The sequence below is a fragment of the Streptomyces umbrinus genome (assembly GCF_030817415.1).
In the GTDB taxonomy this organism is placed as follows: Bacteria; Actinomycetota; Actinomycetes; order Streptomycetales; family Streptomycetaceae; genus Streptomyces; species Streptomyces umbrinus_A.
Map to the genome: position 1 here is coordinate 4,255,321 of NZ_JAUSZI010000002.1, position 24,239 is coordinate 4,279,559.

A 24,239-nucleotide genomic window follows, 5' to 3' on the forward strand; every position below is an offset into this window, starting at 1 on the left:
AGCTCGGCCGTTCACGGCCGAGAAGGTGACAACCGTCGGCCCGGCGCAATTCAGCTGCTCGTACCGAGGGAACTTGCCAGGATGGCCGCATGACCACCTCGCACGACGCCCCCTACAACACCACTTACGACGCTTCCCACGGCACTCCTGAAGTCATCGACCGTCGCGAGGGGCCGTACGGCGAGGTTGTACTCCGCCGGCACGGCGGGCTGCTGCAGATCATCGCCAACGGCTGCTTCCTCATGGACACCTCCGACGGACGCTCGGAGAGACGGCTGGTCGAGGCCGCGCTCGGCGCGCTGGACGGCCGGCCGGGGCCCGACGTCCTGATCGGCGGCCTGGGCGTCGGCTTCTCGCTCGCACACGCGGCCGCCGAGCCGCGCTGGGGCCGGATCGCCGTCGTCGAACGGGAGCGGGCCATCATCGACTGGCACCGAGCCGGGCCGCTCGCCGCCCTTTCGTCGCGGGCGCTCGCGGATCCGCGCACGGAGATCATCGAGGCGGATCTCGTCGCATACGTCAATGAGACGTCCGACACGTACGACGCGCTGTGCCTCGACATCGACAACGGACCCGAGTGGACCGTCACGGAGGGCAACGAAAACCTCTACTCGACGGCCGGACTCGCCGCGTGCGCAAGGGTGTTGAGGCCCGGCGGGGTACTGGCCGTGTGGTCCGCCCAACCCTCGCCTGATTTCGCAAGAACCTTGGGGAATGCCGGGTTCCGACAGGTGCGTACCGAAGAGATCCCGGTTGCCCGGGGCGTTCCGGACGTCGTGCATCTCGCGATCGGGCCTGGATAGCCGAGCGGCGGTCACTGCCCGTACCCTGCTGACCTGACGCCGATCATTCAAGCGTCAAGCGCAGTCATGGAATCACCCCACTGGTTCCGGAAAGCACACTCAGGGGCGGGCGATGGAGCAGACACACACCTCCCAGAACGGCACGGCGGCCACGCCGGGCGCTCAGCGCCGGGTGCTGGTGATCGAGGACGATCCGACGATCGTGGACGCCATCGCCGCCCGCCTGCGTGCCGAGGGATTCCTCGTGCAAACGGCGGGTGACGGGCCGGCCGCCGTGGATACGGCCGAGGCATGGCAGCCCGACCTGCTGATCCTCGACATCATGCTGCCCGGCTTCGACGGCCTGGAGGTCTGTCGTCGGGTACAGGCGGCGCGTCCGGTGCCGGTGCTGATGCTCACCGCGCGCGACGACGAGACGGACATGCTGGTCGGGCTCGGCGTGGGCGCCGACGACTACATGACGAAGCCGTTCTCGATGCGCGAGCTGGCCGCGCGCGTGCACGTACTGCTACGACGCGTGGAGCGCGCCGCGCTGGCCGCGTCGACGCCGCGCTCGGGCATTTTGCGGCTCGGCGAGCTGGAGATCGACCACGCGCAGCGCAGGGTCCGGGTGCGCTCCGAGGACGTGCATCTCACGCCCACGGAGTTCGACCTGCTGGTCTGCCTGGCGAACACGCCGCGCGCGGTGCTCTCGCGCGAGCAGTTGCTGGCCGAGGTGTGGGACTGGGCCGACGCGTCCGGCACCCGCACCGTGGACAGCCACATCAAGGCGCTGCGCCGGAAGATCGGCGCCGAGCGCATCCGTACGGTTCATGGCGTGGGCTACGCGCTGGAGACCCCGACGCCCTAGAGTCGGGCACCCTGGTTGAGGGGGCGGAAGTGATGAGCGGTATCGGTGCGTGGCGCAAGAGCGTGCTGGCGGGTGCGGGTTCCCGTTCGCTTTTCGGCAGGCGCCCGCGCTCGGGCAGGCGCTCGGGTGCGAGGTCGCACACCGGCTCGGACGCGGGACCGCTCGCCGACTCGGGTACGGGTGCGTTCGTCGGCCCCGGTTCGGATTCACCGCTCCATACCGGTCCTGGTACCGGTATCGATGCCGGTACCGGTTCGGGCTCGGTGTCCGGACTGAGTCCGGCGCCCGGTTCGAGTGCGGCGTCCGGATCGGCAGCGGTTTCCGGAACGGCCCCCGCTTCCGCGATGACGTCGGCCGCCGGTACCGCCTCCGCGGTGGGATCGGCCACGGGCTCCTGGGGCGAGGTGCGGCCCTTCTCGATCAAGACGAAGCTCGGCGCTCTGGTCGTCGTCTCGGTCTTCATCACCACCGGTCTGCTGATGATCGCGGTGCGCACCGAGACGGAGCTGCGCTTCATCACGGTCTTCTCGGTGATCGCGACCCTGCTGATCACCCAGTTCGTGGCGCACTCGCTGACATCCCCGCTGGACGAGATGAACACCGTGGCGCGGGGTATCTCGCACGGTGACTACACCCGCCGGGTCAGGGGCGCCGACCGCCGCGACGAGCTGGGCGACCTGGCCCAGACGATCAACCGTATGGCGGACGACCTGGAGGCCCAGGAGCGCCAGCGCAAGGAACTCGTGGCGAACGTCTCCCACGAGCTGCGCACCCCCATCGCCGGCCTGCGCGCGGTCCTGGAGAACGTGGTGGACGGCGTCTCCGCCGCCGACCCCGAGACGATGCGTACGGCCCTGAAGCAGACGGAGCGGCTGGGGCGGCTCGTGGAGACGCTGCTGGACCTCTCACGCCTGGACAACGGCGTCGTACCGCTGCGCAAGCGGCGCTTCGAGGTGTGGCCGTACCTGTCCGGCGTACTGAAGGAGGCCAACATGGTGGCCTCGGCGCGCGCGGGCATCGCTTCCGGCTCCGGCAGTCACACGCGTACGGACGTCCATCTGCACCTGGACGTGTCGCCGCCCGAGCTGACCGCTCACGCGGACCCGGAGCGGATACACCAGGTCGTCGCCAACCTCATCGACAACGCGGTCAAGCACAGCCCGCCGCACGGCCGCGTCACGGTGAAGGCCCGGCGCGGCGAGGGACACGAGTCGCTGGACCTGGAGGTCCTGGACGAGGGTCCTGGCATCCCGCGCTCGGAGTGGCACCGGGTCTTCGAGCGGTTCAACCGCGGCGGCGTGGTCGCCCCGCACGGTCCCGGCAGCGACGGCGGTACGGGCCTCGGGCTCGCGATCGCCCGCTGGGCGGTGGATCTGCACGGCGGCCGGATCGGTGTGGCCGAATCCCCGCGTGGCTGCCGGATCCAGGTCACCCTTCCGGGCGTGCCTTCCCTTGACAGATTGACGTAGGGTTCAAATCCAGAGCCTAAGATCCATGAGTGAATCGTGTGATCGGGCAGCAGGACACGTGTCATCGCGCGGTCCTCGTACGGAGGCTCGGCCTTTCGGGGTCGCAGTCCTGACCCGACGTGTCGGTTCCGCATCGGAACCTCGCTTGTTTCCCGCCATTTCCACCACCGAAACACGCTTTTCGATGTGACTTACGCGACGATGACCAGGCCCGGCCTGACCTACGCGGTCCGGGAGGCGTAGCCTTTATTCCCGCTGTCCATCACCTTGTGAAGCGGAAGAGGGCGGTTGCCGCCGTGTCGCCACAGTCCCCCAGTAACTCGAGCACCTCGACCGAGGACCAAGCCGGGAAGAACCCCGCTGCTGCGTTCGGTCCCAATGAGTGGCTCGTCGACGAGATCTATCAGCAGTACCTCCAGGACCCGAATTCGGTAGACCGAGCCTGGTGGGACTTCTTCGCCGACTACAAGCCGGGCGGCGTCGCCGCCTCGGCCCCGTCGGGTACCGCGGCCGCGGGGGCCGCGGGGACCACCACGGTCGCTCCGGCCGCCCCTGCGGCGCCCGCGGCTCCGGCCCAGGCCGCTCCGGCCCAGGCCGCACCCGCGGCGCCGAAGCCGGCAGCCGCCGCGCCGGCGAAGCCCGCCGCCGCTGCTCCTGCCGCGGCTCCGGCGAAGCCCGCCGCGGCCAAGCCGGCCGCGGCGAAGGCCGCGCCCGCGTCGGAGTCCGCCGCGGGTCCGGAGTACGTGACGCTGCGCGGACCGAGCGCCGCGGTCGCGAAGAACATGAACGCCTCGCTGGAGCTGCCCACGGCCACGTCCGTGCGCGCCGTCCCGGTGAAGCTGCTCTTCGACAACCGCATCGTCATCAACAACCACCTGAAGCGTGCCCGGGGCGGGAAGATCTCCTTCACCCACCTCATCGGCTACGCGATGGTGCAGGCCATCAAGGCCATGCCGTCGATGAACTACTCGTTCGTCGAGAAGGACGGCAAGCCGACGCTGGTCAAGCCGGAGCACATCAACTTCGGCCTCGCCATCGACCTGGTGAAGCCCAACGGCGACCGCCAGCTGGTCGTCGCGGGCATCAAGAAGGCCGAGACGCTGAACTTCTTCGAGTTCTGGCAGGCCTACGAGGACATCGTCCGCCGCGCCCGTGACGGCAAGCTGACGATGGACGACTTCACCGGTGTCACGGTCTCGCTGACCAACCCCGGCGGCCTCGGCACCGTCCACTCGGTCCCGCGTCTGATGCCCGGTCAGTCGGTCATCATGGGCGTCGGCTCGATGGACTACCCGGCGGAGTTCCAGGGCACCTCCCAGGACACCCTGAACAAGCTCGGCATCTCGAAGGTCATGACGCTCACGTCGACCTACGACCACCGGGTGATCCAGGGCGCCGCCTCTGGCGAGTTCCTCCGCATCGTCGCGAACTACCTCCTCGGCGAGAACGGCTTCTACGACGAGATCTTCGAGGCCCTGCGCATTCCGTACGAGCCGGTCCGCTGGCTCAAGGACATCGACGCCTCGCACGACGACGACGTCACGAAGGCCGCGCGTGTCTTCGAGCTGATCCACTCCTACCGGGTCCGCGGCCACGTCATGGCCGACACCGACCCGCTGGAGTACAAGCAGCGCAAGCACCCCGACCTGGACATCACCGAGCACGGGCTCACCCTGTGGGACCTGGAGCGCGAGTTCGCCGTCGGCGGCTTCGCCGGCAAGTCGATGATGAAGCTGCGCGACATCCTCGGCGTCCTGCGCGACTCGTACTGCCGCACCACCGGCGTCGAGTTCATGCACATCCAGGACCCGAAGCAGCGCAAGTGGATCCAGGACCGCATCGAGCGCTCGAACACCAAGCCGGAGCGCGAGGAGCAGCTGCGCATCCTGCGCCGGCTGAACGCGGCGGAGGCCTTCGAGACCTTCCTGCAGACGAAGTACGTCGGCCAGAAGCGGTTCTCCCTGGAGGGCGGCGAGTCCGTCATCCCGCTGCTCGACGCGGTGCTCGACAGCGCGGCGGAGTCCCGTCTCGACGAGGTCGTCATCGGCATGGCCCACCGCGGCCGCCTGAACGTGCTGGCGAACATCGTCGGCAAGTCGTACGCGCAGATCTTCCGCGAGTTCGAGGGCAACCTCGACCCGAAGTCGATGCACGGCTCCGGCGACGTGAAGTACCACCTGGGCGCCGAGGGCGTGTTCACCGGTCTGGACGGCGAGCAGATCAAGGTCTCGCTGGCCGCCAACCCCTCGCACCTGGAGGCGGTCGACCCGGTCCTGGAGGGTGTCGTCCGCGCCAAGCAGGACGTCATCAACAAGGGCGGCACGGACTTCACGGTCCTGCCGGTGGCCCTGCACGGCGACGCGGCCTTCGCGGGCCAGGGCGTGGTCGCGGAGACCCTGAACATGTCGCAGCTACGGGGCTACCGCACCGGCGGCACGGTCCACGTGGTCATCAACAACCAGGTCGGTTTCACGGCGGCGCCCGAGTCCTCGCGCTCCTCCATGTACTCGACCGACGTGGCCCGCATGATCGAGGCCCCGATCTTCCACGTGAACGGCGACGACCCGGAGGCCGTGGTCCGCGTCGCGCGGCTGGCCTTCGAGTTCCGCCAGGCGTTCAACAAGGACGTGGTGATCGACCTCATCTGCTACCGCCGCCGCGGTCACAACGAGTCGGACAACCCGGCCTTCACCCAGCCCCTGATGTACGACCTGATCGACAAGAAGCGCTCGGTGCGCAAGCTCTACACCGAGTCGCTCATCGGTCGCGGCGACATCACGCTGGAAGAGGCCGAGCAGGCCCTGCAGGACTACCAGGGCCAGCTGGAGAAGGTCTTCACGGAGGTCCGCGAGGCGACCAACACGCCGGCCGAGGCCCATGTCCCGGACGCGCAGCCCGAGTTCCCGGTGACCGTCACCACGGCGGTCTCCCAGGAGGTCGTCAAGCGCATCGCCGAGTCCCAGGTCAACATCCCCGAGCGCGTCACCGTCCACCCGCGTCTGCTGCCCCAGCTGCAGCGCCGCGCGGCCATGGTCGAGGACGGCACGATCGACTGGGGCATGGGCGAGACGCTGGCCATCGGCTCCCTGCTCCTTGAGGGCACCCCGGTGCGCCTCTCGGGCCAGGACTCCCGCCGCGGCACGTTCGGCCAGCGCCACGCGGTGCTGATCGACCGGGAGACGGGCGAGGACTTCACCCCGCTCCAGTACATGTCCGAGGACCAGGCCCGTTACAACATCTACGACTCGCTCCTGAGCGAGTACGCGGCGATGGGCTTCGAGTACGGCTACTCGCTCGCGAGGCCCGAGTCCCTGGTCATGTGGGAGGCGCAGTTCGGCGACTTCGTCAACGGCGCCCAGACGGTCGTGGACGAGTTCATCTCGTCGGCGGAGCAGAAGTGGGGCCAGACGTCCGGCGTCACGCTCCTGCTCCCCCACGGCTACGAGGGCCAGGGCCCGGACCACTCGTCCGCGCGTCCCGAGCGCTTCCTCCAGATCTGCGCGCAGAACAACATGACGGTCGCGATGCCGACCCTCCCGTCGAACTACTTCCACCTCCTGCGGTGGCAGGTGCACAACCCGCACCACAAGCCGCTGGTGGTCTTCACCCCGAAGTCGATGCTCCGCCTCAAGGCGGCCGCGTCGAAGGCGGAGGAGTTCACGACGGGCGGCTTCCGTCCGGTCATCGGCGACGCGTCCGTGGACCCGTCCGCCGTCCGCAAGGTCGTCTTCACCGCGGGCAAGGTCTACTACGACCTCGACGCGGAGCGCACCAAGCGCGGCTCGACGGACACGGCCATCATCCGCATCGAGCGCCTGTACCCGCTCCCGGGTGCCGAGCTCCAGGCGGAGATCGCCAAGTACCCGAACGCCGAGAAGTACCTGTGGGCCCAGGAGGAGCCGGCGAACCAGGGTGCCTGGCCGTTCATCGCCCTCAACCTGATCGACCACCTGGACCTGGCGGTCGGCGCGGACGTTCCTCACGGGGAGCGGCTGCGGCGGATCTCCCGTCCGGCGTCCTCTTCACCGGCGGTCGGCTCGGCGAAGCGGCACCAGGCTGAGCAGGAGCAGTTGGTTCGGGAGGTGTTCGAGGCCTAGGCCTCGTCCCACGGCATGTGAAAGGGGTCGGCCCCGAGTCCTCAGGACTCGGGGCCGACCCCTTTCGTACGTCCCGTCTAGCCCAGGTAGGGCTCGAAGTCCCAGTAGGGCCGGGTGCGCTGGCGGGCCGAGATGGTGTGCGGGTGCTGGGCGCCCAGGGTGCGGGTGAGGGAGAGAAGGCCGTCCTCCTCCAGCTTCCCGGCCTCCTCCTGCTCCCGGGCCGCACGCAGGTCCGCGGAGAGGGCCACCTGGCAGGAGAGGGTGAGCGGGTGCTCCTCCCCCAGCGAGTGCCGGGCGCGGCGGAGGGTGTCGCGGCTCAGTTCGACGGCGTCCGAGATACGGCCGTTGAAGTTGCGCGCGCTCGCGGCGTTCAGCGCACAGCCCAGCACCCAGGGGTGGTCGGGGCCGAGCGTGGCGGTGAGACCGGCCATCGCGGACTCGAACATCGACATGGCTTCGGCGCGTTCGCCGGCGGCCTGCATGACCAGGCCGGTGTTGGTGAGCATGCCGGTCGCGACGGGGTGCGCGGGGCCGAGGAGGGCCCGGTAGCCGGCTTCCGCCTCCGCGATCAGATCGCGTGCCTGGCTCAGGTCGCCGTGCTCCCGCAGGAAGTTGCCGTAGTTCGTGAGGAAGGACAGCGTGCGGTAGTGCTCCCGGCCGTGCAGCTGGCCCAGCTGTTCCAGGAGACTGGCCATGGAGGGCCCCACGTCCTGTGTGTAACCGCCCTCGCGACGGCGGCACAGGGCCAGCTGGACGCGTGCCTCCAGGGTCTGCGGATGCAGTGGACCGAGCACCTGCACATGGAGCCTGACGACCGGCTCCTGGCGGGACAGCGCGTCGCGGTAGCGCCCGAGGAGACGCAGGTCGTGAACGACCGCGCTGCCCGAGTTGAGCGTGCTGATGTGCCGGGCGCGGAGCACGCTCTCCCGCAGCGAGAGCGTCTCCAGGTCCAGTTCGTACGCCTCCGCGTAGCGGCCGAGGAGACGCAGGCCGACGCCGAGGTTGTGCCGGGCGATCAGGGTGGCGGTCTCGTTCGGGCCGAGCAGGCGGTCGTTGCCGACGAGGACCTCCTGCTGCAAGGTGTGCGCCTCCTCGTACCGGCCGAGGTGGAGCAGGCTGTTGGCCATGGCTGCCTTGGTGCGCAGCTCGCCCTGCTCCTGGCGCTGTGGGGCGGCCCGCAGCCTCTCGAGAACGCCGTTGTCGAGTTCGTACGCGTCCCGGAACCGGCCGCTGGCCCGCAGGATGTTGCTCTCCTGGGTGGTGAGGTCGAGCATGGGCCGGGCGAGCGGCTCCAGATTCCGGGACCAGCGGTCGCGGATCTGCTGCGCGAGTTCCAGGCCGCCCTTGTACTCGCCGCTGCGGAAGCAGTACCGCAGGCAGTTCAGGACCGCCCCCTGGACCCGTGCCCGGGTGCTGTCCAGCGCGCCGGAGGGTTCCAGGTGCGGGAGCAGTTCGGCGTATCGAGGCCAGTTCCTGGTGTCCACGGGGTTACCGGGGTCGGCCTCGGCGAGGAGGCTGCGGACCGCCTTGCGGTGGGTGGCGCGGCTCTCCTCGCTGGTCAGCTTGGAGACGATGTCGTGGACGAGACGGTGCATGTGCACGGACTCCTGGTGCGGGCCCATCTCCGCGCCCGCTGGTCCGCGGGTCTCGCGGGTGAGCACCGAGTAGTTGACCAGCGTGTCCAGGGCCCGGGTCCAAGCGGGCAGGTCGCTGGACATCCACCGCAGCTCCTCGGGGAGTTCCGCCTGCGGATAGGCACGGATGAGGCCGAGCGGGATGCGTCCGGGTGCGAAGGACGTACTCAGGCTGAGGACGTCGATGGCCTGCGGCTGCGAGCGCCGGAGCCGGTTGAGCAGTATCGACCAGGACGTCATGGACGACTGGGGGAAGCCCTCGCCCGTGGTGGGTTCGTCGACGGTCGTGAGCTTGCGCTCGCGCACCATACGCAGGTACTCGGGGGCCTCCATTCCCGACTCACCGAGCCAGGACGCGGCCTGGACGAGCGGCAGGGGTACGTCGCCGAACTCGACAGCGACCTCGTCGGCCTGGTCCGCGGTGATGTGTGGGGCTCGGCGCATCAGATAGGCGGTGGACTCCGCGCGCAGGAAGGCGGGGATCTCCAGGACCTCCGTGTGCTCGCTCCAGCCGCGGTTTCGGGAGGTGACCAGGACGTGTCCCGGGCCCTGCGGGAGCAGTACGTCGATGCCTTCGGTGTCGTCCCAGCCGTCGAAGATCAGCAGCCAGCGGGAGTGCGGGTCCCCGCGGCGCAGGGCGTCCCGCACGGCTCGGATACGCTCGCCCGGCTCACTGCCGCTGCGCAGATCCAGTTCCACGGCGAGTTCGCCGAAGCGGTCACGCTGGATGTTGCGGTCGTCGGAGTTGATCCACCACACCATGTCGTAGTCGGGGCTGAAGCGGTGTGCGTACTCGGCGGCGAGCTGGGTCTTGCCGATGCCGGACATGCCGAGCAGGGTGCAGGCGGCGGCGCCCTGCTCGGCGTCGGAAAGACGCTGGTGGAGGTCGGTGAGCAGGTCGTCGCGGCCGGTGAACCTCGGGTTGCGGCGCGGGATCTCGCCCCAGATCTCGGCGCGCGTCTCGGGGTAGCGGAGTTGGGTGGGGAGTGTCCTCGGGGTGCGGCGGCGCTCCAGGCCGAGCCTGCTCAGCAGGCGTTCCTCCGCCCCCTCCTCGCTCAGGCCCCACAGACTGGCCGGTTCGAGGACCGCGGTGGCCGGGAGCAGCGGCCGGTTGGTGAGGTTGACGGCGGCGAAGCGGTCGGCGTGCGCTGCGACGAAACCGCGCAGGGCGTCGTTCCACTCACCTGCGGGGCGCGGACCGAGTTCGAAGAACCAGTCGTTGAGGACGAGGAGTACACGCCCGCTCGACAGCAGGAGGTCGCCGAGCGAGTCCTCCAGCGAGACCTCGCGGGGCGGGTCCCAGCGCTGCTGGGTGGCGCGGTGACCGTGCCGCTCCAGGCACTGGGCGATCCATGCCGCCCACGAACGGTGGTATCCGGGGAAGACCACGAGGAAATGCTCGGGTGCCGCCGCAGTGTCACGGCCCGTCCCCCGTTGTTCCGCCATCACACGCTCCCTGCTCCCACGTCCGTCACACCTGCCCGCCGGATGCGAACGCTCATCCGCCCGCACACGACGCAACTGATCTTGCACCCAGTGTCACCCAGGATTTCGGGTCGCCACGCCGAGACTCTCGTGGTGCCTGCTCATTTCCTGGACGAACTCCCTTCCAGCAAAGGTAAGTTCATCGGATTCGAGGAGAATGGACAAGGCTTCCCCGACCTGTTCCCGATACGTCTCGAACCGCTGTGTGGCCTTGTGTCGCCAGGCCTCGGGAGTGGCGGGCCCGGCCCGTGCCCGCCACCAGAGATCGGTGAGCGCCAGATGCGCGTACGCACCTTGGAGCACGCCCGAAAGGGGGCGCGGGTCGCGCCGCCACGCCACTCGGTGCAGGGTCCCACCGCTCGGTCGGTACAGGGGCTCGAACTCATGCAGGGCGGCCAGCTTGGTGTGGTGGGACTCGTGCACCAGGGACTCCGCCAGCTCCCTCGCGTCGGCGGGCAGTTGGGACAGCACGGCGCCCGGAGCGGACCGGAGGGTGGCGCTCATCGTGGTGCCTCCGTCGCCCACCAGCGGCATGAGCGGCACCACGGCGCGCAGCACCACGCCCGTCTCCGCCCCGCGCCCGGCGTCAGTCGCCGACAGGAGCGCCTGCGCCTCACTCCACGACCGGGCCCACAGCCGATGGGCGGAGTGCGGGCGCCGGGCCGCCGCCAGGGCCTTGGGACCGATCCCCCGGGGCGGCACCCGGTAGGGGTCGAGGTCGTCGAGGACGACCGTGCTGCCGGGCAGGGTGCGCAGGGCGGCCCAGCCGGTCCCGCTGCCGACCGGACGCCGTGTGCCGGGCTCCGCCCGGGCCAAGGGGCGGCTCAGCACCACATCGCTCGCGCCCGCGCCGTCCGTGAGGCGTACCAGTCCTGCCCCGCCGCTCAGCCGGACGCTGCCTGACGGACAGTACAGCGCGCCGAGTCCGGGCAGCACCAAGGAGCCCGACGGCTGGGTGAGCGTGCCGTCGACCTGGCAGCCCGCGCGGACGGCGGCGGCGACGGCCACGCCGCCCAGGTGCGCCAGGTGTCTCTCGAAGGCAGGGCCTTCGGCCGCCGCGAGCGTCTCGGTGAGCCACGCCCCGGTCATCGGGTAGTCGACGACGTCACGGACGGCGGCGGGGTCCGTCCGCTCCGCCCGCTCCAGCAGTATCCAGTCCCGCTCGAAGCGCCGGCGCGCCTCGGGGGCCAGCCGGGCCCGGCGCTGTTCGACCAGGACAAGGAGGGATTTGAGAAGCAGCAGGCGACGCGCGTGGAGTACGGCACGCAGTGCCGCGGTGACCGCCGGGTGGGGCCGGGTCCGCGCGAGTTCCGTGAAGACCTCCAAGGGGACGGCGGCCAGGGTCATCCCTGGCCTTCCTCGCTCGGTAAGCCGCCAGTGACCGGAAACGTTCGCTGGCCGCCTTCGCTGCCCACGTACCAGATCTGCCCGAACTCGCGGGAACTCTTCAGCACTTGATCGACAGCCGCGACGAGCCCCGGATCATCCATGGCACGCAATGTCCGCAGGTCGACGTCGGTGAGGTCGGGCAGGGCCACCGTCCGTCCGGTGTCCCGGCCAGGGTCGGCCGCCCGATTCCTCTGCTCCCCCACCCTCGGCTCCTCCCTGCCGACGCCCGCCCCGCACGGCCGCAACGGCTGCCCAGTTCTTCCCGACGCGTGGGAATCAGAAACCCTTACCGATCAACTCCGGTCATGCGCCGCGTGGTTGAGCCGCTCCTCGGACCAGGGGTACCAGGGCGGCGAGGCGCGGCTCCACTCGTCGTCCGGCAGTGGTCGCCGCCCGCTCGGCGGGGCCGTCTGCGCGGCGAGTTCCTCCGCCGCTCCGCGGGTCGACTCGACGTCGTCCCAGTCGACTTCGGTGAGCGCACCGACGAGCCGCTGCCACTGGTCGCGGGCCGCCCGGTAGGCCTCGCCGGCCGCGGCGGGGCGTCCCATGAGGGCGAGGACCGCGGCGCGGCCGTGCAGCGCGCGGGCGGCCGTCACCGAGCCGGGGTCGTCGCCGTGGGCCCGCCGGGCCTCGCGCTCCGCGGCCTCGTACGCCTGGAGCGCGTCGGCCAGGACGGGCGCCCCGGCGCGGTGCCACAGTTCGAGGCGCACCCGGCCCAACTGGAGCCAGGACTCGGCCTGTACGCCGTCGGAGACGGCAGCCCGGACCGCCTGGCCCAGCAGATGCCGGCTCTCGTACAGGTCCGGCAGGAAGCCCAGATGCCGGAACCGTTGTGCGAGCGCGCTCCCGATGAGTCCCTGGAGTCTGCCTCGCTGGGCGGACCGGGCGGGCAGGGCCTTGAGTGCCTCGCGCAGGACGTTCTCGGCGCGGTCGACGATGCCGGCGCCGTCCGGACGGGAGGCGCGCCGGAGCAGTGACTCGCCCCAGGCGGTGAGGAGTTCGCAGCGCCGGACACTGTCCGGCGGGGCGAGCATGGCAGCCGTCTCGTACGCCTCGTCGGCCGCCGGGTGGTCGCCCGCGGCGTCGTGGAAGGCGGCCCGGGCGGCGAGGCAGGACAGGCGCAGGGCCGGGTCGTCGGCCGCGGCGCGTTCGGCGCGTACGAGGGCGTCGTGCGCCTCGGATCCGTCGGCCCCGGAGGCGTGCAGGGCGCGGGCGAGATCCAGCAGGGCCGGTCCGCGTACGGCGTCGGGGGCGCCCTCGCTGTCCAACAGGGCGCATCCTTCGCGGAGTTCGGGGACCGCCTCGCCGGGCCGGTCCAGGTCGAGCAGCAGGCGTCCGCGGCGCAGCAGCCGCGCCCGGCGCAGGGGTGCGGGCCAGTGGGCGTCCGGGTCCGACGGGACGCCGAGGACGTCGAGTGCAGCGGTGAGGTGTGCGGTGTCCGCGGTGAGGCGCCACAACTCGTGGCGGGACGCGGCGAGTTCCAGTGCGGCCTCGCTGCGGTGGGTGCTGCCGGCCGGTGCCGTGCGGTGGGCGCGGGCGAACTCGGCGACGGCGGCGTTGAGGAGTTCCGCGCGGCGGTCGCCGGTGCGCGCGGCCGCGGTGCCGGCCTCCGCCCGCAGGACGCGGCCCAGGAGCACATGGGCGCGTACGGCGTCGGGGAGGGCGGCGCCGCCCTGGCGTACGGCTGCTTCGGCCTGTTCCTTCGCGCGGCGCAGGACGGTCGGGTCGGCCAGGGCCTGCCACTGGCCGAGGAGCCGCTCGGCCTCGGCGAGGGGGACGGGCGTCTCCAGGTCGGGCAGGTAGAAGCGCAGGACGCGGGCGGGGATGCGGGCGAACAGCTCGGCCTCGACATCGCCGCGGTCGTCCTGCTGTCGCTCGCCGTCGGTGACGCCGGTCGCGGTGACGGTCGTGCCGTGGTCGGCGAGCCGGGCGGCGGCGAACGCGGCGAAGTTGCGGGTGCCCTTGCCGAAGTGGCGTTCCACGTAGGCGGAGCAGTGTTTGAGGACCAGCCCGGCGGTGTCCTGGTCGAGCGAGCTGAGCAGCAGGTCCTGGACGCGGCCGGGGTAGACGAAGCAGGGCTGCCGTTCGGTGCCGGGCAGTTGCCTGAGCAGGCCGCCCAGGAGGACTTCGGCCAGTTCCATGGGTCCGGTGTCGGGGAGCATGGCCCGCTGGACGAGTTGCATGACGGGCAGGGTGAGCGGGGCCGCGGCGAGGTACACGGCCAGGCGGACCGCGCCAGGGGAGGCGCCGGCGCGGAAGGCGCGCAGGAGTTCGTCGTCGCCGCGTGGGGCGGGCGGCCCTGCGGGCACGTTCTCCGCCGGGGCGGGGGCGGGGGTGGTCCAGGCGGCCCAGGCCCGTTCGCTGGTGGGGCCGGTGCCGGACAGAAGGCGGGAGAAGGCCTCGAATGCCTCTGGGGTCGGCTGGAGCACCGGCACGGGGCGGGCTCCGGCGGCCGGCACGTCCCAGGGTTCCTCGTCGGGCAGGAAGGTGGTGCGTCCGCCGGTCTCCGCCTGCCTGACCAGGAGCCCCGGTTCGGCGGGCAGTGCGGTGCGGCCCCAGAGCCGGGGCGGCAGCGGCTGGACGACGGCGAGCGGCGAGGTGCGGGGCCAGCCGTGCAGGAGCCGCTGTGCGCTGCCGTTCTGCCACAGGGGTCCCACGCAGTCGCTGATCACGAGGGTGAGCCAGCGACCCGTGGGGTCGTGGAACTCGTCGGCCGAGCGCAGCCGGGTGTGGTGGCGGGGCCCCGCGGTGGTGCCGATGAGCGGGATGCCGCCGTCGCCCGCGTACAGGTGGTGGACCCGGACGCTGCCGAAGGCCCCGGACTGCTGGCAGGCCTGCCGCAGTTCCTCGACCAGTTGCCCCCAGACGGCCATCGCGGGGCCGGTGTCCATCAGGAGCTGGATGTCGCAGCGCCGGCGGCGGCCCGGGCGGCGGACGGGCACCAGGACTCCGCTGGCGGCCGCGTGGTCGGCGGTCGCCTCCTCGTCGATCGCCCCGTCGCGGGGCGGGGCGGCGGGTCCCCGGTAGCGGCCCAGGGCGCGCAGCGCCTGTTCGAGGCCCAGCAGGCCCGGCAGCGCGGTGGCCGCCGGGGCGCGCACCGGGAAGACCTGCCGGACGCCGTCGGTCCCCGGACCGGCGCCGCCGCCCGCCGTGTGCAGGGGGACGGCGCCGAGCGAGGTGTCCGTGCCGGGTTCCTGGCCGGTCCCGGGGGTGTGGTCCGCCGGTGGGCGGCTCGCCGGCCCCGTCCCGTTCTCCGGCGGGGCGGACGGGTCGGCCGGCCTGCGGTCCCGCTCGGCACGGGGCGGCGCCGGGTCGAGCCACCGGGACAGCCAGACGGCGTCGGCCACCTCTTCGGCGGTGGGGTCGAGACCGCCCCGGCGCAGCCTGCCGATCAGGTCCTCCAGATGCATCCCGTGCATCCGGCTCACCGCGAGCGGTCGAGTGGGTGCATGAGCAGGTCCGCGATCCGCTCGCGGGTGAGGCGCTCCGCGTGGGGGGCGTGCTGGGTGAGGAAGAGGGCGTTGAGCAGTTGGTCCGCGGCGACGACCTCGCCGGGCTCCCGGTCGAGGTAGCGGTCGATGAGATCGCGGCCCTGCTCGACGCTCTCGCCGCCGAGGTGTGCCTCGACCATGGCGGTGAGCTGTTCCTCGCCGGGCGGTTCGAGCTCCAGCTGGATGCAGCGCCGCAGAAGGGGAGCCGGGAAGTCCCGTTCTCCGTTGGACGTCAGGATGATGAGCGGGAAGGCGGTGCAGGCGACGCGTCCGCCGTGCACGGGCACGCGGCGGCCGTCGTGGGTGAGCACCTCGACGACGGGTTCGCGGTCGGCCACGCGCTCCAGCTCGGGGACGGCGAACTCGCCTTCCTCCAGCGTGTTCAGCAGGTCGTTGGGCAGGTCGAGGTCGCTCTTGTCGAGCTCGTCGATCAGCAGGACGCGGGGCACCTCGGCGGGCAGCAGCGCGGTGCCGAGGGGACCGAGTCGTACGTACGATCCGATGCCGGACGGGGCTGCCGCGGGCGCCGCGGTGGCGCCCTGGGCCCGCTCCAGCTGGACGTCCTGGAGGCGGCCGATGGCGTCGTAGCGGTACAGGCCGTCCTGGAGTGTGGTGCGGCTGACGACGGGCCAGCGCAGTACGCGGCCGAGGCCCAGCTCGTGTGCCACCGCGTAGGCGAGGGTGGACTTGCCGGTGCCCGGGTTGCCGGTGACGAGGAGGGGGCGGCGCAGATACAGGGCCGCGTTCACGGCGTCGACCTCGGCGGGCCGGGGCGCGTAGTTCTCCACGAGGCGCCGTCGTACGCCGAGCCGGCGGGCGCTGCTGGGGTCGTCCGGTCCGGACTCGGGTCGGTCGGGTGCCGCCGCGAAGTCCCGCCAAGGGGGCGGCGGGGGTAACTGCCGCACACCGTCGTGCGGCTGACCCACCCCGCGGTAGATCCGCCAGTCGTTCACCATGGGCTCCTCCCGGCTCTGGTGATCATGCAGCGGGACCCGGCTGTTCGATGTACGACGTTACCGCCGGTGCGCCGGGCCTGCCGAGCTTCCTGTTCGTCCGGTATCGAATCCGGTCAGCGAACATCCGTGCGAGGCAAGGGAGTTGGGAGTCGATTCACGTGTCGGGGGCTGCCATGAGGGGCGGTTGCATGGGTTCCGTTCCGTGCGGCGGACGATCCGGCGGATCGAACAGTACAGCGATGTCGCCCACGAGACCCTCCGCCGTGTCGGGATCCGACACCCGGATCCTGAGCTCGCGCACCTGCCGGTGCAGACCCTCGGCCCCGCCCGCCAGACCCAGCAACTGCCCGGCCTGCGAGTGGAACCCGCGGCACTCCTCATGGTCGTGGCCGTCCCTGCGCCACAGGACCAGAGGATGCCCGGCGGCGAGCGCGGCCGCCATCGCGTCGAGGCCGGGACCGCTGCCGACCGGACCGCAGTGGACGGGAACGCACGCCTCGTCCATGCCCGAGAGCCGGCCGTACGCCGCCATCCTGCCCTCCGGGCGTCCCGCCTCCGGGTGCCCCTGAGCCGTCGCCTCACCCCTCAGCGGCCCGGCGGACAGCGGCCGGCTCGCCACGCCCGCCCATCTGCGGCGCCATTCGGGGCTGGCCGGCCGGGCGTTGCGCCGGCGGTCTCGAATGACGACGACCCTGCGCAGTCCGAGCGGCATGGACTGTTCGTCGAAGAGATCGGCGTCGTCCCAGGCGTCGTCGGCGCTGAGCCGCCAGTCGTCGAGCGGTACGTCGAACAGCCGGCGCGGCAGGAAGGCCTCGACCGCGGCCAGGTGTTCGCCGCGGTCGCCCAGGCGCAGGGCCTCCGCCAGCGGCTCCCTCAGGTACTGGTGCAGTTCGTCGCGGCGCACGCCGTGGTCGTTGCTGTAGAGCGGGGTGACGTCCTGGCCGTCGTAGAGGAGCTTGACGCTCAGGGGATACCGCTCTCCGTAGACGGGCTCCCCGACGTCGACGAGGACGTCGGCCCGGGCGCGGGACGCTGTCCGGGCCGGAGCGGCGACGGTCGCCGGTGTCCGGAGGGTCTCCTCGGACAGGCGGTCCAGGAGGGCGTCGATGTCCTCGCGGATGGCCTGGCGCGCGTAGAGGGTCGCCTGCTCGGTGATCCAGGCGGTGAAGTCGCGCAGCCGGTCGCGGTCCACGTCGGCGGGGTGGTCGAGGGCGGTGTGCCTGGCCACCTTGGCCGCGTACAACAGGACGGCGTCGAGGGCGAGTTCGGGTCTGCCGCCGTGGTCGCCCGGGTCCCGCAGGCCGTGCAGGAGTCCGGCGCCCTCGCGCCAGGTGCGCGGGTCGTGCTCGATGGGCGAGCGGTAGTCCTCCTGCACCACACGGGACTTGACCTCGTGGACGAGGTGCATGACCTCGCCCGGGCCGCCGGGCGGCGGGAGATGGGCGAAGTGGCCGTAGAGACGCACACGCAGTACCGGGGCGAGACCGTGGGCACCGGGACCGCGCAGCCGGGTCTGGGTCCTGGTCCAGTCCGCGCCCGCCGCCGGGTCGTTGAAGCGGTCGAGGTGATGGAGGTCGTGCTCCCCCATGACGGTGTGCAGGATCTCGCCGCCCCGCACGTCGTACAGCTCGCGCAGCGCGGTGATGGGGACGGCGGCCCCCTCGTGCCGGCCGCGCCCCTTGTTCATGCCGATGACGGCGCCGTGCCGCAGGTCGACCACGGGCCCGCCCGAGACTCCCTCGACCGGCGTCTGGCCGGTGAGGAGCAGCGCCTTGCCGTCCAGGGCCGACGCCTCTCCGATGCCGTGCCGCATACCGAGGTCGCCGGTCTGCCGTGACCAGCCGTGCAGACTGACCGGGGCGGGGATGGTCGGCTCCCGGTCGCTCAGCCAGACGCACGGCGCGTCGTCCGCGCCCCGCACCCTGACGAGCGCGATGTCCGGGAACCGCCAGCTGCCGCGGGCCCCGTCGGGCTCCTCGGGCCGCGGTTTGGCGAGCACCACCTCGCCGGTGGTCTTGCCGCCCTGCCAGGTCACGCCGACGGCGTTGCCACTTCGCCACACGGCCGCTCCCCCCTTTCCCACGACATGGGCGCAGGTCAGCAGCCAGCCGGGTGCTATGAAGAAACCGCTGCCCCAGTACTCCTCACGGTCCGGTGCATACCCGTCGCCCGGTGCCACGATGCGCGCGAGCGAGGGGCGCACCATCTCCTCAAGGGCGCTCATCCGGTGCCGGAGGCCGAGGGTCCGGGCTGCCCGTCGCCGCCGTCTCCCTGCCCCGCACCCGCCGCGCCCGCCTGCCCCGCGGGCTCGGTCCAGGTCAGGGACACGGAAAGGGAAGCCTGGCCACCGCCTCCCGCGATGGCCCCTACGATCCTGCCTGCCTGCGCCGACAGTTCGATGCCGAAGCTCACGGCCACCTCGACGGGCGCCGGGGTGTCCAGACCGGCGCGCAGGGAGCGCACGACGCCACCGACCGCGTCGGCCAGTCCGCCCGCCATGTCGACGATCCGGTCCCCGACCCCGGTGTCCTGATATCCGTCCCCGTCCAGCGCGGCCTCGTCCGCCGCACTGACCCTCGCCCATACGACGGTCCCGTCGTCGAGCCGTATCCGTTCGATCCCTCCACCCACGGCGCCCCCGTCCGTTCGCTGCCGGTTTCCCTCTGCCAGCTGTGAAGCTCCCCCTACCGCAGGGGAGGAGAAGGCTAACTCCCGACCTGGGACATGTGCGAGGGGCACCTGCGCGAGGGGCACCTGTCGGTGGCGGCTCCCGGAGACCGGATCCGGCGGGCAGTACATAGGCTGTGAGCGGAAACGGAACACGGACGCACGCAGGAGAACACCCCATGTACTTCACCGACCGCGGCATCGAGGAACTGGAGAAGCGGCGCGGCCAGGAAGAGGTCACCTTCGAGTGGCTCGCCGAGCAGCTGCGTACGTTCGTCGACCTCAACCCGGACTTCGAGGTCCCGGTCGAGCGCCTGGCAACCTGGCTGGCACGACTGGACGACGAGGACGAGGAGTAGGCGGCAGGCCCGGGGCTCCGGTCCACGGCTGCGGGCACCTGGCGGGTGCGGGCGGGTGCGGGCACCTGGCGGGTGCGGGCGGGTGCGGGCACCTGGCGGGTGCGGGCGGGTGCGGGCACCTGGCGGGTGCGGGCGGGTGCGGGCTGCGCCCGGCTTCGCCGGGCGTGACCGCTCGGCACGGTCGGCTTCCATCCGGGCTGACGTCCGGCTGGCGGGCTGGCGGGCTGGCGGGCTGGCGGGCTGGCGGGCTGGCGGGCTGGCGGGCTGGCGGGCTGGCGGGCTGGCGGGCTGGCGGGCTGGCGGGCTGGCGGGCTGGCGGGCTGGCGGGCTGGCGGGCTGGCGGGCCAGTTCAACGTCTGCGGCGGGTCCGCTCAACCTTCCCAGCGGGCTCGATCAGCCATCCCGGCGGGCTCGCTCAGCCTTTCTGGCGGGCTCGCTCAGCCTTTCTGGCGAAGCCGCCCGCCCTCTCCGGAGAGCTCCCTCGCCCTTCTGCCCCCGAGCCTTCTCACCCTCCCGCCCTCCTCCTCGAGCTTGCTCGGCTGTCCGGCGAGCTCGGGCCTCCGGCCCCCGCCCCCTGTCAGTCGCGCGGGCGCATGAGGTCGTACGCCAGTCCGAGCGCCCCGTGCGCCACCAGGAGCGCCCCCGCCGTGATCCAGCCGCCGCTGCGTCGGTGCACGCCCCAGGCGGTGAGCGGCAGGCCCGCCGTCACCTGGGCGAGTGCCAGGGCGCGGGCCCTGGGGGTGCCGGCCCAGGGCAGCCAGGGGCCGAGTGATCCCCGCTCCACGGCATCGAGTTCCGCGCGGACGGCGTGACGCCACCCGGACCATTCGAGGGGCTGTGCGTCGGTCCGGGCGCGGGCCGCCTCGCGGAGGCGGTCGGCGGGTTCGCCCGGGGTGAGCCCGGCGGGGAGGGCGACACCCGCGCGCGTGAGGACGGCGAGCAGGCCAAGCAGACGGGCTCGGGCGTCGGCATCGGAGTCGGGTTTCGTGAGGCCGTCGAGGGACTGCAGGTCCAGGACCGGGTCGAGGCCCAGGCGCGCGGCGAGGGCGCGCATGGCCTCGGCCTCACCCACGGGTGTGCCGTTGGCGAGCCACTCGTAACCGACCGGGCGGCGGAAACCGGCGGCGAGGATGCAGCCGCCGTGGTCGGCGTCCCACCACAGGGCGAGTACGGGCCAGGGGGCGCCGACGGCCAGGGCGGTGGCCCAGCCGGTGAGGACGCGGCCGACCGGTTCGCCGCCGTGCAGCCAGGGCTTCCCCTCGGGAACCAGCACACTCCACCGCGGGCCGGCCCGGGCGAGCAGCATGCGCTCGCGCAGCAGCCGGGCGACGGGGCCGACGGCCTCGGGTTCCGCGCGGCAGAGCAGCAGGGCACCGGCCGCCCGGTCGGGAGGCGCGGGCGCCTGCGGAATCTCCGGTTCATGGGGCGACATGCGCCCAGATTATTAGGTTTTAGGCTGATTAATGCTCCCTGGATCACCAGAACGAGTGCCTTGACTTCGCGGATCCGCGATATATCGTGTCTATTGGAAGACGCGATATGGCGTGTCGCGTCCCGCCCCGGCCGAGGAGGTCAGCACCATGTCCGAGTGGTCCGTCACAGAGCCCGGCAAGCTCACGTTCGACGAACCGGTGTCGGCCCTCCATGTGCGCATCGCCAATGGAACGGTGAACGTCGTGGGGGTCGACGAGGGTTCCACCAGGCTCGAAGTGTCCTCGATAGAGGGACCACCACTGATGGTGACCCAGGAGAACGGCACACTCACGGTCGCCTACGAGGACCTGCCCTGGAAGGGCTTCCTCAAATGGCTCGACCGCAAGGGCTGGCGCCGCAGCGCGGTGGTCTCCCTGGCCGTTCCGGCGCGCACGCGCGTCGAGGTCGGCGTGGTCAGCGCCACCGCCGTGATCTCCGGGGTCGACGGGCGCGCGGTGGTGAAGGGCATCTCCGGCGACACGACACTCGTGGGGCTCTCCGGACCGGTGCGCGCGGACACGGTGTCGGGGAACGTGGAGGCGCAGGCCCTCACCGGCGACCTCCGGCTCAACTCCGTCTCGGGCGACCTGACCGTCATCGAGGGATCGAGCCCCTCCGTGCGGGTCGAGTCGGTCAGCGGTTCCGTGATCGTCGACCTCGACCCGGCGGGGCGGCCCAGCGACATCAGCCTGACCAGCATCTCGGGCGAGATCGCGATCCGCCTGCCGCATCCGGCCGACGCGGAGGTCCAGGTGGACTCGGCGAGCGGCACGGTCTCCAGCGCCTTCGAGGACCTGCGGGTCGGCGGCCAGTGGGGCGCCAAGAAGATCACGGGCAGGCTGGGCGCCGGGAACGGCCGACTGAAGGCGACCACCGTCTCGGGCTCCATCGCCCTGCTGCGACGCCCCCCTTCGGAGGACGAACCATGGGACGAGGGAGTGGATTTCAAGAAGGGGACGGACTTCGGGGAGGATGAGCCGGAGGACGCGGTTCCTGTTGGGGCCGGGTCCGAGCACGGCAAGAGGCACAGTGCGGTGCCCGAGGACACGGTGTCCGGCGGTCAGGACGGTGCCGGACCGGGCGCCCCGCCGCCGGACGGTCCCGCCGAGTCCCCGACCCCCGGCGCGGCCTCCGACGCGGGCCCCGATTCCGGTCCCGCCTCCGGCCCCACCGAGCATTCCGACGCCGGCGTCACCGACGACCCGACCCACGAGAAGGGGCTCTGACATGGCTCCCGTCTTTGCCCATGGCCGCCTGCGGCTCTACCTGCTGAAGCTCCTGGACGAGGCACCGCGCCACGGTTACGAGGTGATCCGCCTCCTGGAGGAGCGCTTCCAGGGGCTGTACGCGCCGTCGGCGGGCACCGTGTACCCCCGGCTGTCCAAGCTGGAGGCCGAGGGCCTGGTCACCCACACCAGCGAGGGCGGCCGGAAGGTGTACGCGATCACGGACGCGGGCCGGGCCGAGCTGGCCGACCGCAGCGGTGAACTGGCCGATCTGGAGCTGGAGATCCGCGAGTCGGTCGCCGAGCTCGCCGCCGAGATCCGTGCCGATGTGCGCGGCGCGGCAGGTGATCTGCGCCGGGAGATGCGGGCGGCGGCGAGCGAGGCACGGCGGAGTTCCACGGGAACGGGCGCCAAGGGGGAGCGCGCCGAACACGAGGGTGCCCACGGGGACTTCACGGACTACGGCGACAAGGAGGCGTGGCGCATCGCGAAGGAGGAGATGCGCCGCGTCAAGCAGGAGTGGAAGGAGCAGGCCCGGCGGGCCAAGGACGAGAGCCGGCGGGCCCGCGAGGATGCCCAGCGGGCACGCCACCAGGCCAAGGAGGCGCAGGAGCGGGCGCGCGCGCAGGCCCAGGAGGAGCTCCAGCGCATCGCCAAGCGCGTCCAGGACCAGGTGCAGGACCACTTCACCCGGGGCGACTGGCCGACGGGCGTGCGCGAGGGCATCACCGAACTGGCCAAGGAATTCGGCGAGTTCGGAAAGGACTTCGGCAAGGAGTTCGGTAAGGACTTCGGCTTCGGCCGACCCGGAACAGGAAAGGGGGCGGGGACGGGAGCAGGCGCCGGGGCCGCCGGGACTGGGGCTGGCGCTGGGGCCCGGACAAGGGAGCCCGACTACACCGTCACCCCCGAGGACTTCCCCGCCGAGTACGAACCCTCCTGGGCCCACGAGGACTCCACGGGCGACCCCGCCCGCGATCTCGACCGCCTCCTGGACCGCTTCCGCGACGACATCCGCGACGCGGCCCGCGACCACGGGGTCACGGAGGAGCAACTGCGCGACGCCCGACGCCACTTGTCGACGGCGGCGGCGCACATAGGGGCGGCACTGCGGACGCCCAGGGGCTGAGGAGCGGAGGCCGGCCGGGGGGGGCGCCCATCGACTCCAGGGCGCCCCGCCCCGGCAGGCTCCGACGGTGGGCCCACTGCCACCACCGGCTCCTACGACGGGCGGGGCCCACCATGGTCGCCCCGCACCGGGCCCGCCATGGCCGGTTCGGCACCGGCCCCAGCATGGTCAGCTCGGCGGCGGCCCCACCGCCGCCGACCCCTACGACGGGCCCGGCCGACCGGGTCGCCCCAGCCCGGGCCACCACGGTCGACCGGGCTGACCCGGGCCAACCGTGGTAGCCCCGCGCTGGACCCATCCGGTGGCGGCCCGCCCGGCCGACAGCGAAGGCCAGCCCCCCTCAGCCCGCCTTCGCCTCTCCCCCGCCGTACAGCACCCGCCGCAGCGACGCGTACGTCACCCCGTGGTCGGCCAGGACCTCCGCGGGGACGCCGGGGCGGGCGGCCAGGGCGAGGAGTAGGTGTTCGTCGCCGATGTACCGGTCCCGCTGGGCGAGAGCCATCCGCAGGGACTCCGTGAGAAGGTCCTTGGCCCCCTGAGCGAAAGGTCGATGCCCGCCGACAAGCCCGGACCACCAACCCCTGCCCCGCCCGGCGCCGGCCCTGCCGGACCGCAGCGCGCCCTCGCCGTGGGCTTCTTCGACCCGGGAGACGATCTCCGAGACGTCGATGCCCAGCCCGGAGAGCGCGTCCGTGTCGGCGCGGGAGAGACCGCCCCGACGCCGCGCCTCAGCCAGTGCCTGCTCTGCGGACTCCTTGCGCTCCGCGAGCCCCAGCGACATGAGGGCGAACGACGCGCGGCTGGCTTCACGGTCGAGCAGCGCCAGCAGCACGTGCTGTTCCTCGACCGTCTCCGCGTGCAGCCGCTCGGCGTGATCGACCGCGCCGAGCACCACCGCCCGGGCGTCCTTGGTGAACCGTTCGAACATCACTGCCTCCCGTACTTCTTGTGCACGGCCTGCCTGCTGACACCCAGTTCCGCGGCGATCTCCTGCCACGACCAACCCTGATTGCGCGCACTGCGCACCTGAACCGCTTCGAGCTGCTCAAGCAGCCGCCGCAACGCGGAGACGGCCCGCAGCCCGATCCGCGGATCGCGGTCGCCCGCGCGCTCGGCGAGATCCGTTGCTTCGGTCATGATGTCAACTTAGATTGACACGCCCTCGAATGTCAACCGTAGTTGACACACAAGGGCGCGCGAGACCTGCGCAA

General features: G+C 72.0%; 17 protein-coding genes. 7 read left to right on the plus strand and 10 right to left on the minus strand.

All coding sequences use genetic code 11. From position 1 onward, the window contains the following. The first annotated feature begins 89 nt into the window (after positions 1 to 89). The 4 genes from QF035_RS18550 (at position 90) to QF035_RS18565 (ending at position 7,219) form a co-directional block, all read left to right on the plus strand. Positions 90 to 803: a spermidine synthase gene (locus QF035_RS18550; RefSeq protein ID WP_307521491.1), complete on the plus strand. Its 714-nt coding sequence runs from the start codon at positions 90 to 92 to the stop codon at positions 801 to 803. Positions 804 to 915: 112 nt separating this feature from the next. Then, entirely contained in the window at positions 916 to 1,653 is a 738-nt protein-coding gene (locus QF035_RS18555; RefSeq protein ID WP_055617694.1) for a response regulator transcription factor, read from the plus strand. A 344-nt stretch (positions 1,654 to 1,997) separates the two neighbouring features. Continuing rightward, positions 1,998 to 3,122 (plus strand): HAMP domain-containing sensor histidine kinase, encoded by a 1,125-nt coding sequence (locus QF035_RS18560; protein ID WP_307521494.1) that lies wholly within the window; start codon positions 1,998 to 2,000, stop codon positions 3,120 to 3,122. A gap of 296 nt (positions 3,123 to 3,418) precedes the next feature. After that, positions 3,419 to 7,219 carry a multifunctional oxoglutarate decarboxylase/oxoglutarate dehydrogenase thiamine pyrophosphate-binding subunit/dihydrolipoyllysine-residue succinyltransferase subunit gene (locus tag QF035_RS18565; protein ID WP_307521496.1) on the plus strand — a complete coding sequence of 1,267 codons (3,801 nt, stop codon included), beginning with the start codon at positions 3,419 to 3,421 and terminating at the stop codon, positions 7,217 to 7,219. Between the two features lie 77 nt (positions 7,220 to 7,296). On the opposite strand, the gene fxsT is transcribed toward QF035_RS18565, so the two are convergent. From fxsT to QF035_RS18600, 7 genes are all read right to left on the minus strand, one after another. After that, positions 7,297 to 10,299: an FxSxx-COOH system tetratricopeptide repeat protein gene (gene fxsT, locus QF035_RS18570; RefSeq protein WP_307521499.1), complete on the minus strand. Its 3,003-nt coding sequence runs from the start codon at positions 10,297 to 10,299 to the stop codon at positions 7,297 to 7,299. Positions 10,300 to 10,392: 93 nt separating this feature from the next. Beyond that, the gene (locus tag QF035_RS18575; RefSeq protein ID WP_307521500.1) at positions 10,393 to 11,685 is read right to left on the minus strand and encodes an aKG-HExxH-type peptide beta-hydroxylase; all 1,293 of its coding nucleotides are present in this window, start codon (positions 11,683 to 11,685) and stop codon (positions 10,393 to 10,395) included. After that, positions 11,682 to 11,876: a hypothetical protein gene (locus tag QF035_RS18580; RefSeq protein ID WP_307521502.1), complete on the minus strand. Its 195-nt coding sequence runs from the start codon at positions 11,874 to 11,876 to the stop codon at positions 11,682 to 11,684. The genes QF035_RS18575 and QF035_RS18580 overlap by 4 nt, the downstream gene beginning before the upstream one ends. Positions 11,877 to 12,020: 144 nt before the next feature. After that, positions 12,021 to 15,146 (minus strand): SAV_2336 N-terminal domain-related protein, encoded by a 3,126-nt coding sequence (locus QF035_RS18585; RefSeq protein WP_307521503.1) that lies wholly within the window; start codon positions 15,144 to 15,146, stop codon positions 12,021 to 12,023. Between the two features lie 5 nt (positions 15,147 to 15,151). Continuing rightward, complete coding sequence (locus tag QF035_RS18590; protein ID WP_307531222.1) at positions 15,152 to 16,171, minus strand: AAA family ATPase; 1,020 nt, start codon at positions 16,169 to 16,171, stop codon at positions 15,152 to 15,154. Between the two features lie 157 nt (positions 16,172 to 16,328). After that, the gene (locus QF035_RS18595) at positions 16,329 to 18,398 is read right to left on the minus strand and encodes a VMAP-C domain-containing protein (RefSeq protein ID WP_307521504.1); all 2,070 of its coding nucleotides are present in this window, start codon (positions 18,396 to 18,398) and stop codon (positions 16,329 to 16,331) included. Further along, entirely contained in the window at positions 18,395 to 18,805 is a 411-nt protein-coding gene (locus tag QF035_RS18600; RefSeq protein WP_307521506.1) for a CU044_2847 family protein, read from the minus strand. Before QF035_RS18600 ends, QF035_RS18595 begins: the two co-directional genes overlap by 4 nt. A 215-nt stretch (positions 18,806 to 19,020) precedes the next feature. On the opposite strand from QF035_RS18600, the gene QF035_RS18605 reads away from it, so the two are divergent. Continuing rightward, complete coding sequence (locus QF035_RS18605) at positions 19,021 to 19,200, plus strand: DUF6104 family protein (protein ID WP_307521508.1); 180 nt, start codon at positions 19,021 to 19,023, stop codon at positions 19,198 to 19,200. A 577-nt stretch (positions 19,201 to 19,777) separates the two neighbouring features. On the opposite strand, the gene QF035_RS18610 is transcribed toward QF035_RS18605, so the two are convergent. Next, a complete protein-coding gene (locus tag QF035_RS18610) occupies positions 19,778 to 20,632 on the minus strand; it encodes a hypothetical protein (protein WP_307521510.1) in 855 nt (284 codons plus the stop codon). Positions 20,633 to 20,780: 148 nt separating this feature from the next. Between QF035_RS18610 and QF035_RS18615 the strand changes: the two genes are divergently transcribed. Further along, positions 20,781 to 21,899: a DUF4097 family beta strand repeat-containing protein gene (locus QF035_RS18615; RefSeq protein ID WP_307521512.1), complete on the plus strand. Its 1,119-nt coding sequence runs from the start codon at positions 20,781 to 20,783 to the stop codon at positions 21,897 to 21,899. 1 nt (position 21,900) lies between these two features. Beyond that, positions 21,901 to 23,028, plus strand: a complete 1,128-nt coding sequence (locus QF035_RS18620; RefSeq protein ID WP_307521514.1) for a PadR family transcriptional regulator — start codon at positions 21,901 to 21,903, stop codon at positions 23,026 to 23,028. A 340-nt stretch (positions 23,029 to 23,368) separates the two neighbouring features. Here QF035_RS18620 and QF035_RS18625 read toward each other — a convergent pair whose 3' ends face one another. Together QF035_RS18625 and QF035_RS18630 are read right to left on the minus strand one after the other, a co-directional pair. Continuing rightward, positions 23,369 to 23,956 (minus strand): Clp protease N-terminal domain-containing protein, encoded by a 588-nt coding sequence (locus tag QF035_RS18625; RefSeq protein WP_307521516.1) that lies wholly within the window; start codon positions 23,954 to 23,956, stop codon positions 23,369 to 23,371. Then, positions 23,956 to 24,165, minus strand: coding sequence for a helix-turn-helix domain-containing protein (locus tag QF035_RS18630; protein WP_010984411.1), 210 nt, complete (start codon positions 24,163 to 24,165; stop codon positions 23,956 to 23,958). The genes QF035_RS18625 and QF035_RS18630 overlap by 1 nt, the downstream gene beginning before the upstream one ends. Positions 24,166 to 24,239: the final 74 nt, after the last annotated feature.

Coding starts and splice junctions, on each gene's coding strand:
- QF035_RS18550 (WP_307521491.1), top strand. CDS start 90: ATGACCACCTCGCACGACGCCCCCTACAACACCACTTACGACGCTTCC.
- QF035_RS18555 (WP_055617694.1), top strand. CDS start 916: ATGGAGCAGACACACACCTCCCAGAACGGCACGGCGGCCACGCCGGGC.
- QF035_RS18560 (WP_307521494.1), top strand. CDS start 1,998: ATGACGTCGGCCGCCGGTACCGCCTCCGCGGTGGGATCGGCCACGGGC.
- fxsT (WP_307521499.1), bottom strand. CDS start 10,299: ATGGCGGAACAACGGGGGACGGGCCGTGACACTGCGGCGGCACCCGAG.
- QF035_RS18575 (WP_307521500.1), bottom strand. CDS start 11,685: ATGACCCTGGCCGCCGTCCCCTTGGAGGTCTTCACGGAACTCGCGCGG.
- QF035_RS18585 (WP_307521503.1), bottom strand. CDS start 15,146: ATGCACGGGATGCATCTGGAGGACCTGATCGGCAGGCTGCGCCGGGGC.
- QF035_RS18595 (WP_307521504.1), bottom strand. CDS start 18,398: ATGAGCGCCCTTGAGGAGATGGTGCGCCCCTCGCTCGCGCGCATCGTG.
- QF035_RS18605 (WP_307521508.1), top strand. CDS start 19,021: ATGTACTTCACCGACCGCGGCATCGAGGAACTGGAGAAGCGGCGCGGC.
- QF035_RS18610 (WP_307521510.1), bottom strand. CDS start 20,632: ATGTCGCCCCATGAACCGGAGATTCCGCAGGCGCCCGCGCCTCCCGAC.
- QF035_RS18615 (WP_307521512.1), top strand. CDS start 20,781: ATGTCCGAGTGGTCCGTCACAGAGCCCGGCAAGCTCACGTTCGACGAA.
- QF035_RS18620 (WP_307521514.1), top strand. CDS start 21,901: ATGGCTCCCGTCTTTGCCCATGGCCGCCTGCGGCTCTACCTGCTGAAG.
- QF035_RS18625 (WP_307521516.1), bottom strand. CDS start 23,956: ATGTTCGAACGGTTCACCAAGGACGCCCGGGCGGTGGTGCTCGGCGCG.
- QF035_RS18630 (WP_010984411.1), bottom strand. CDS start 24,165: ATGACCGAAGCAACGGATCTCGCCGAGCGCGCGGGCGACCGCGATCCG.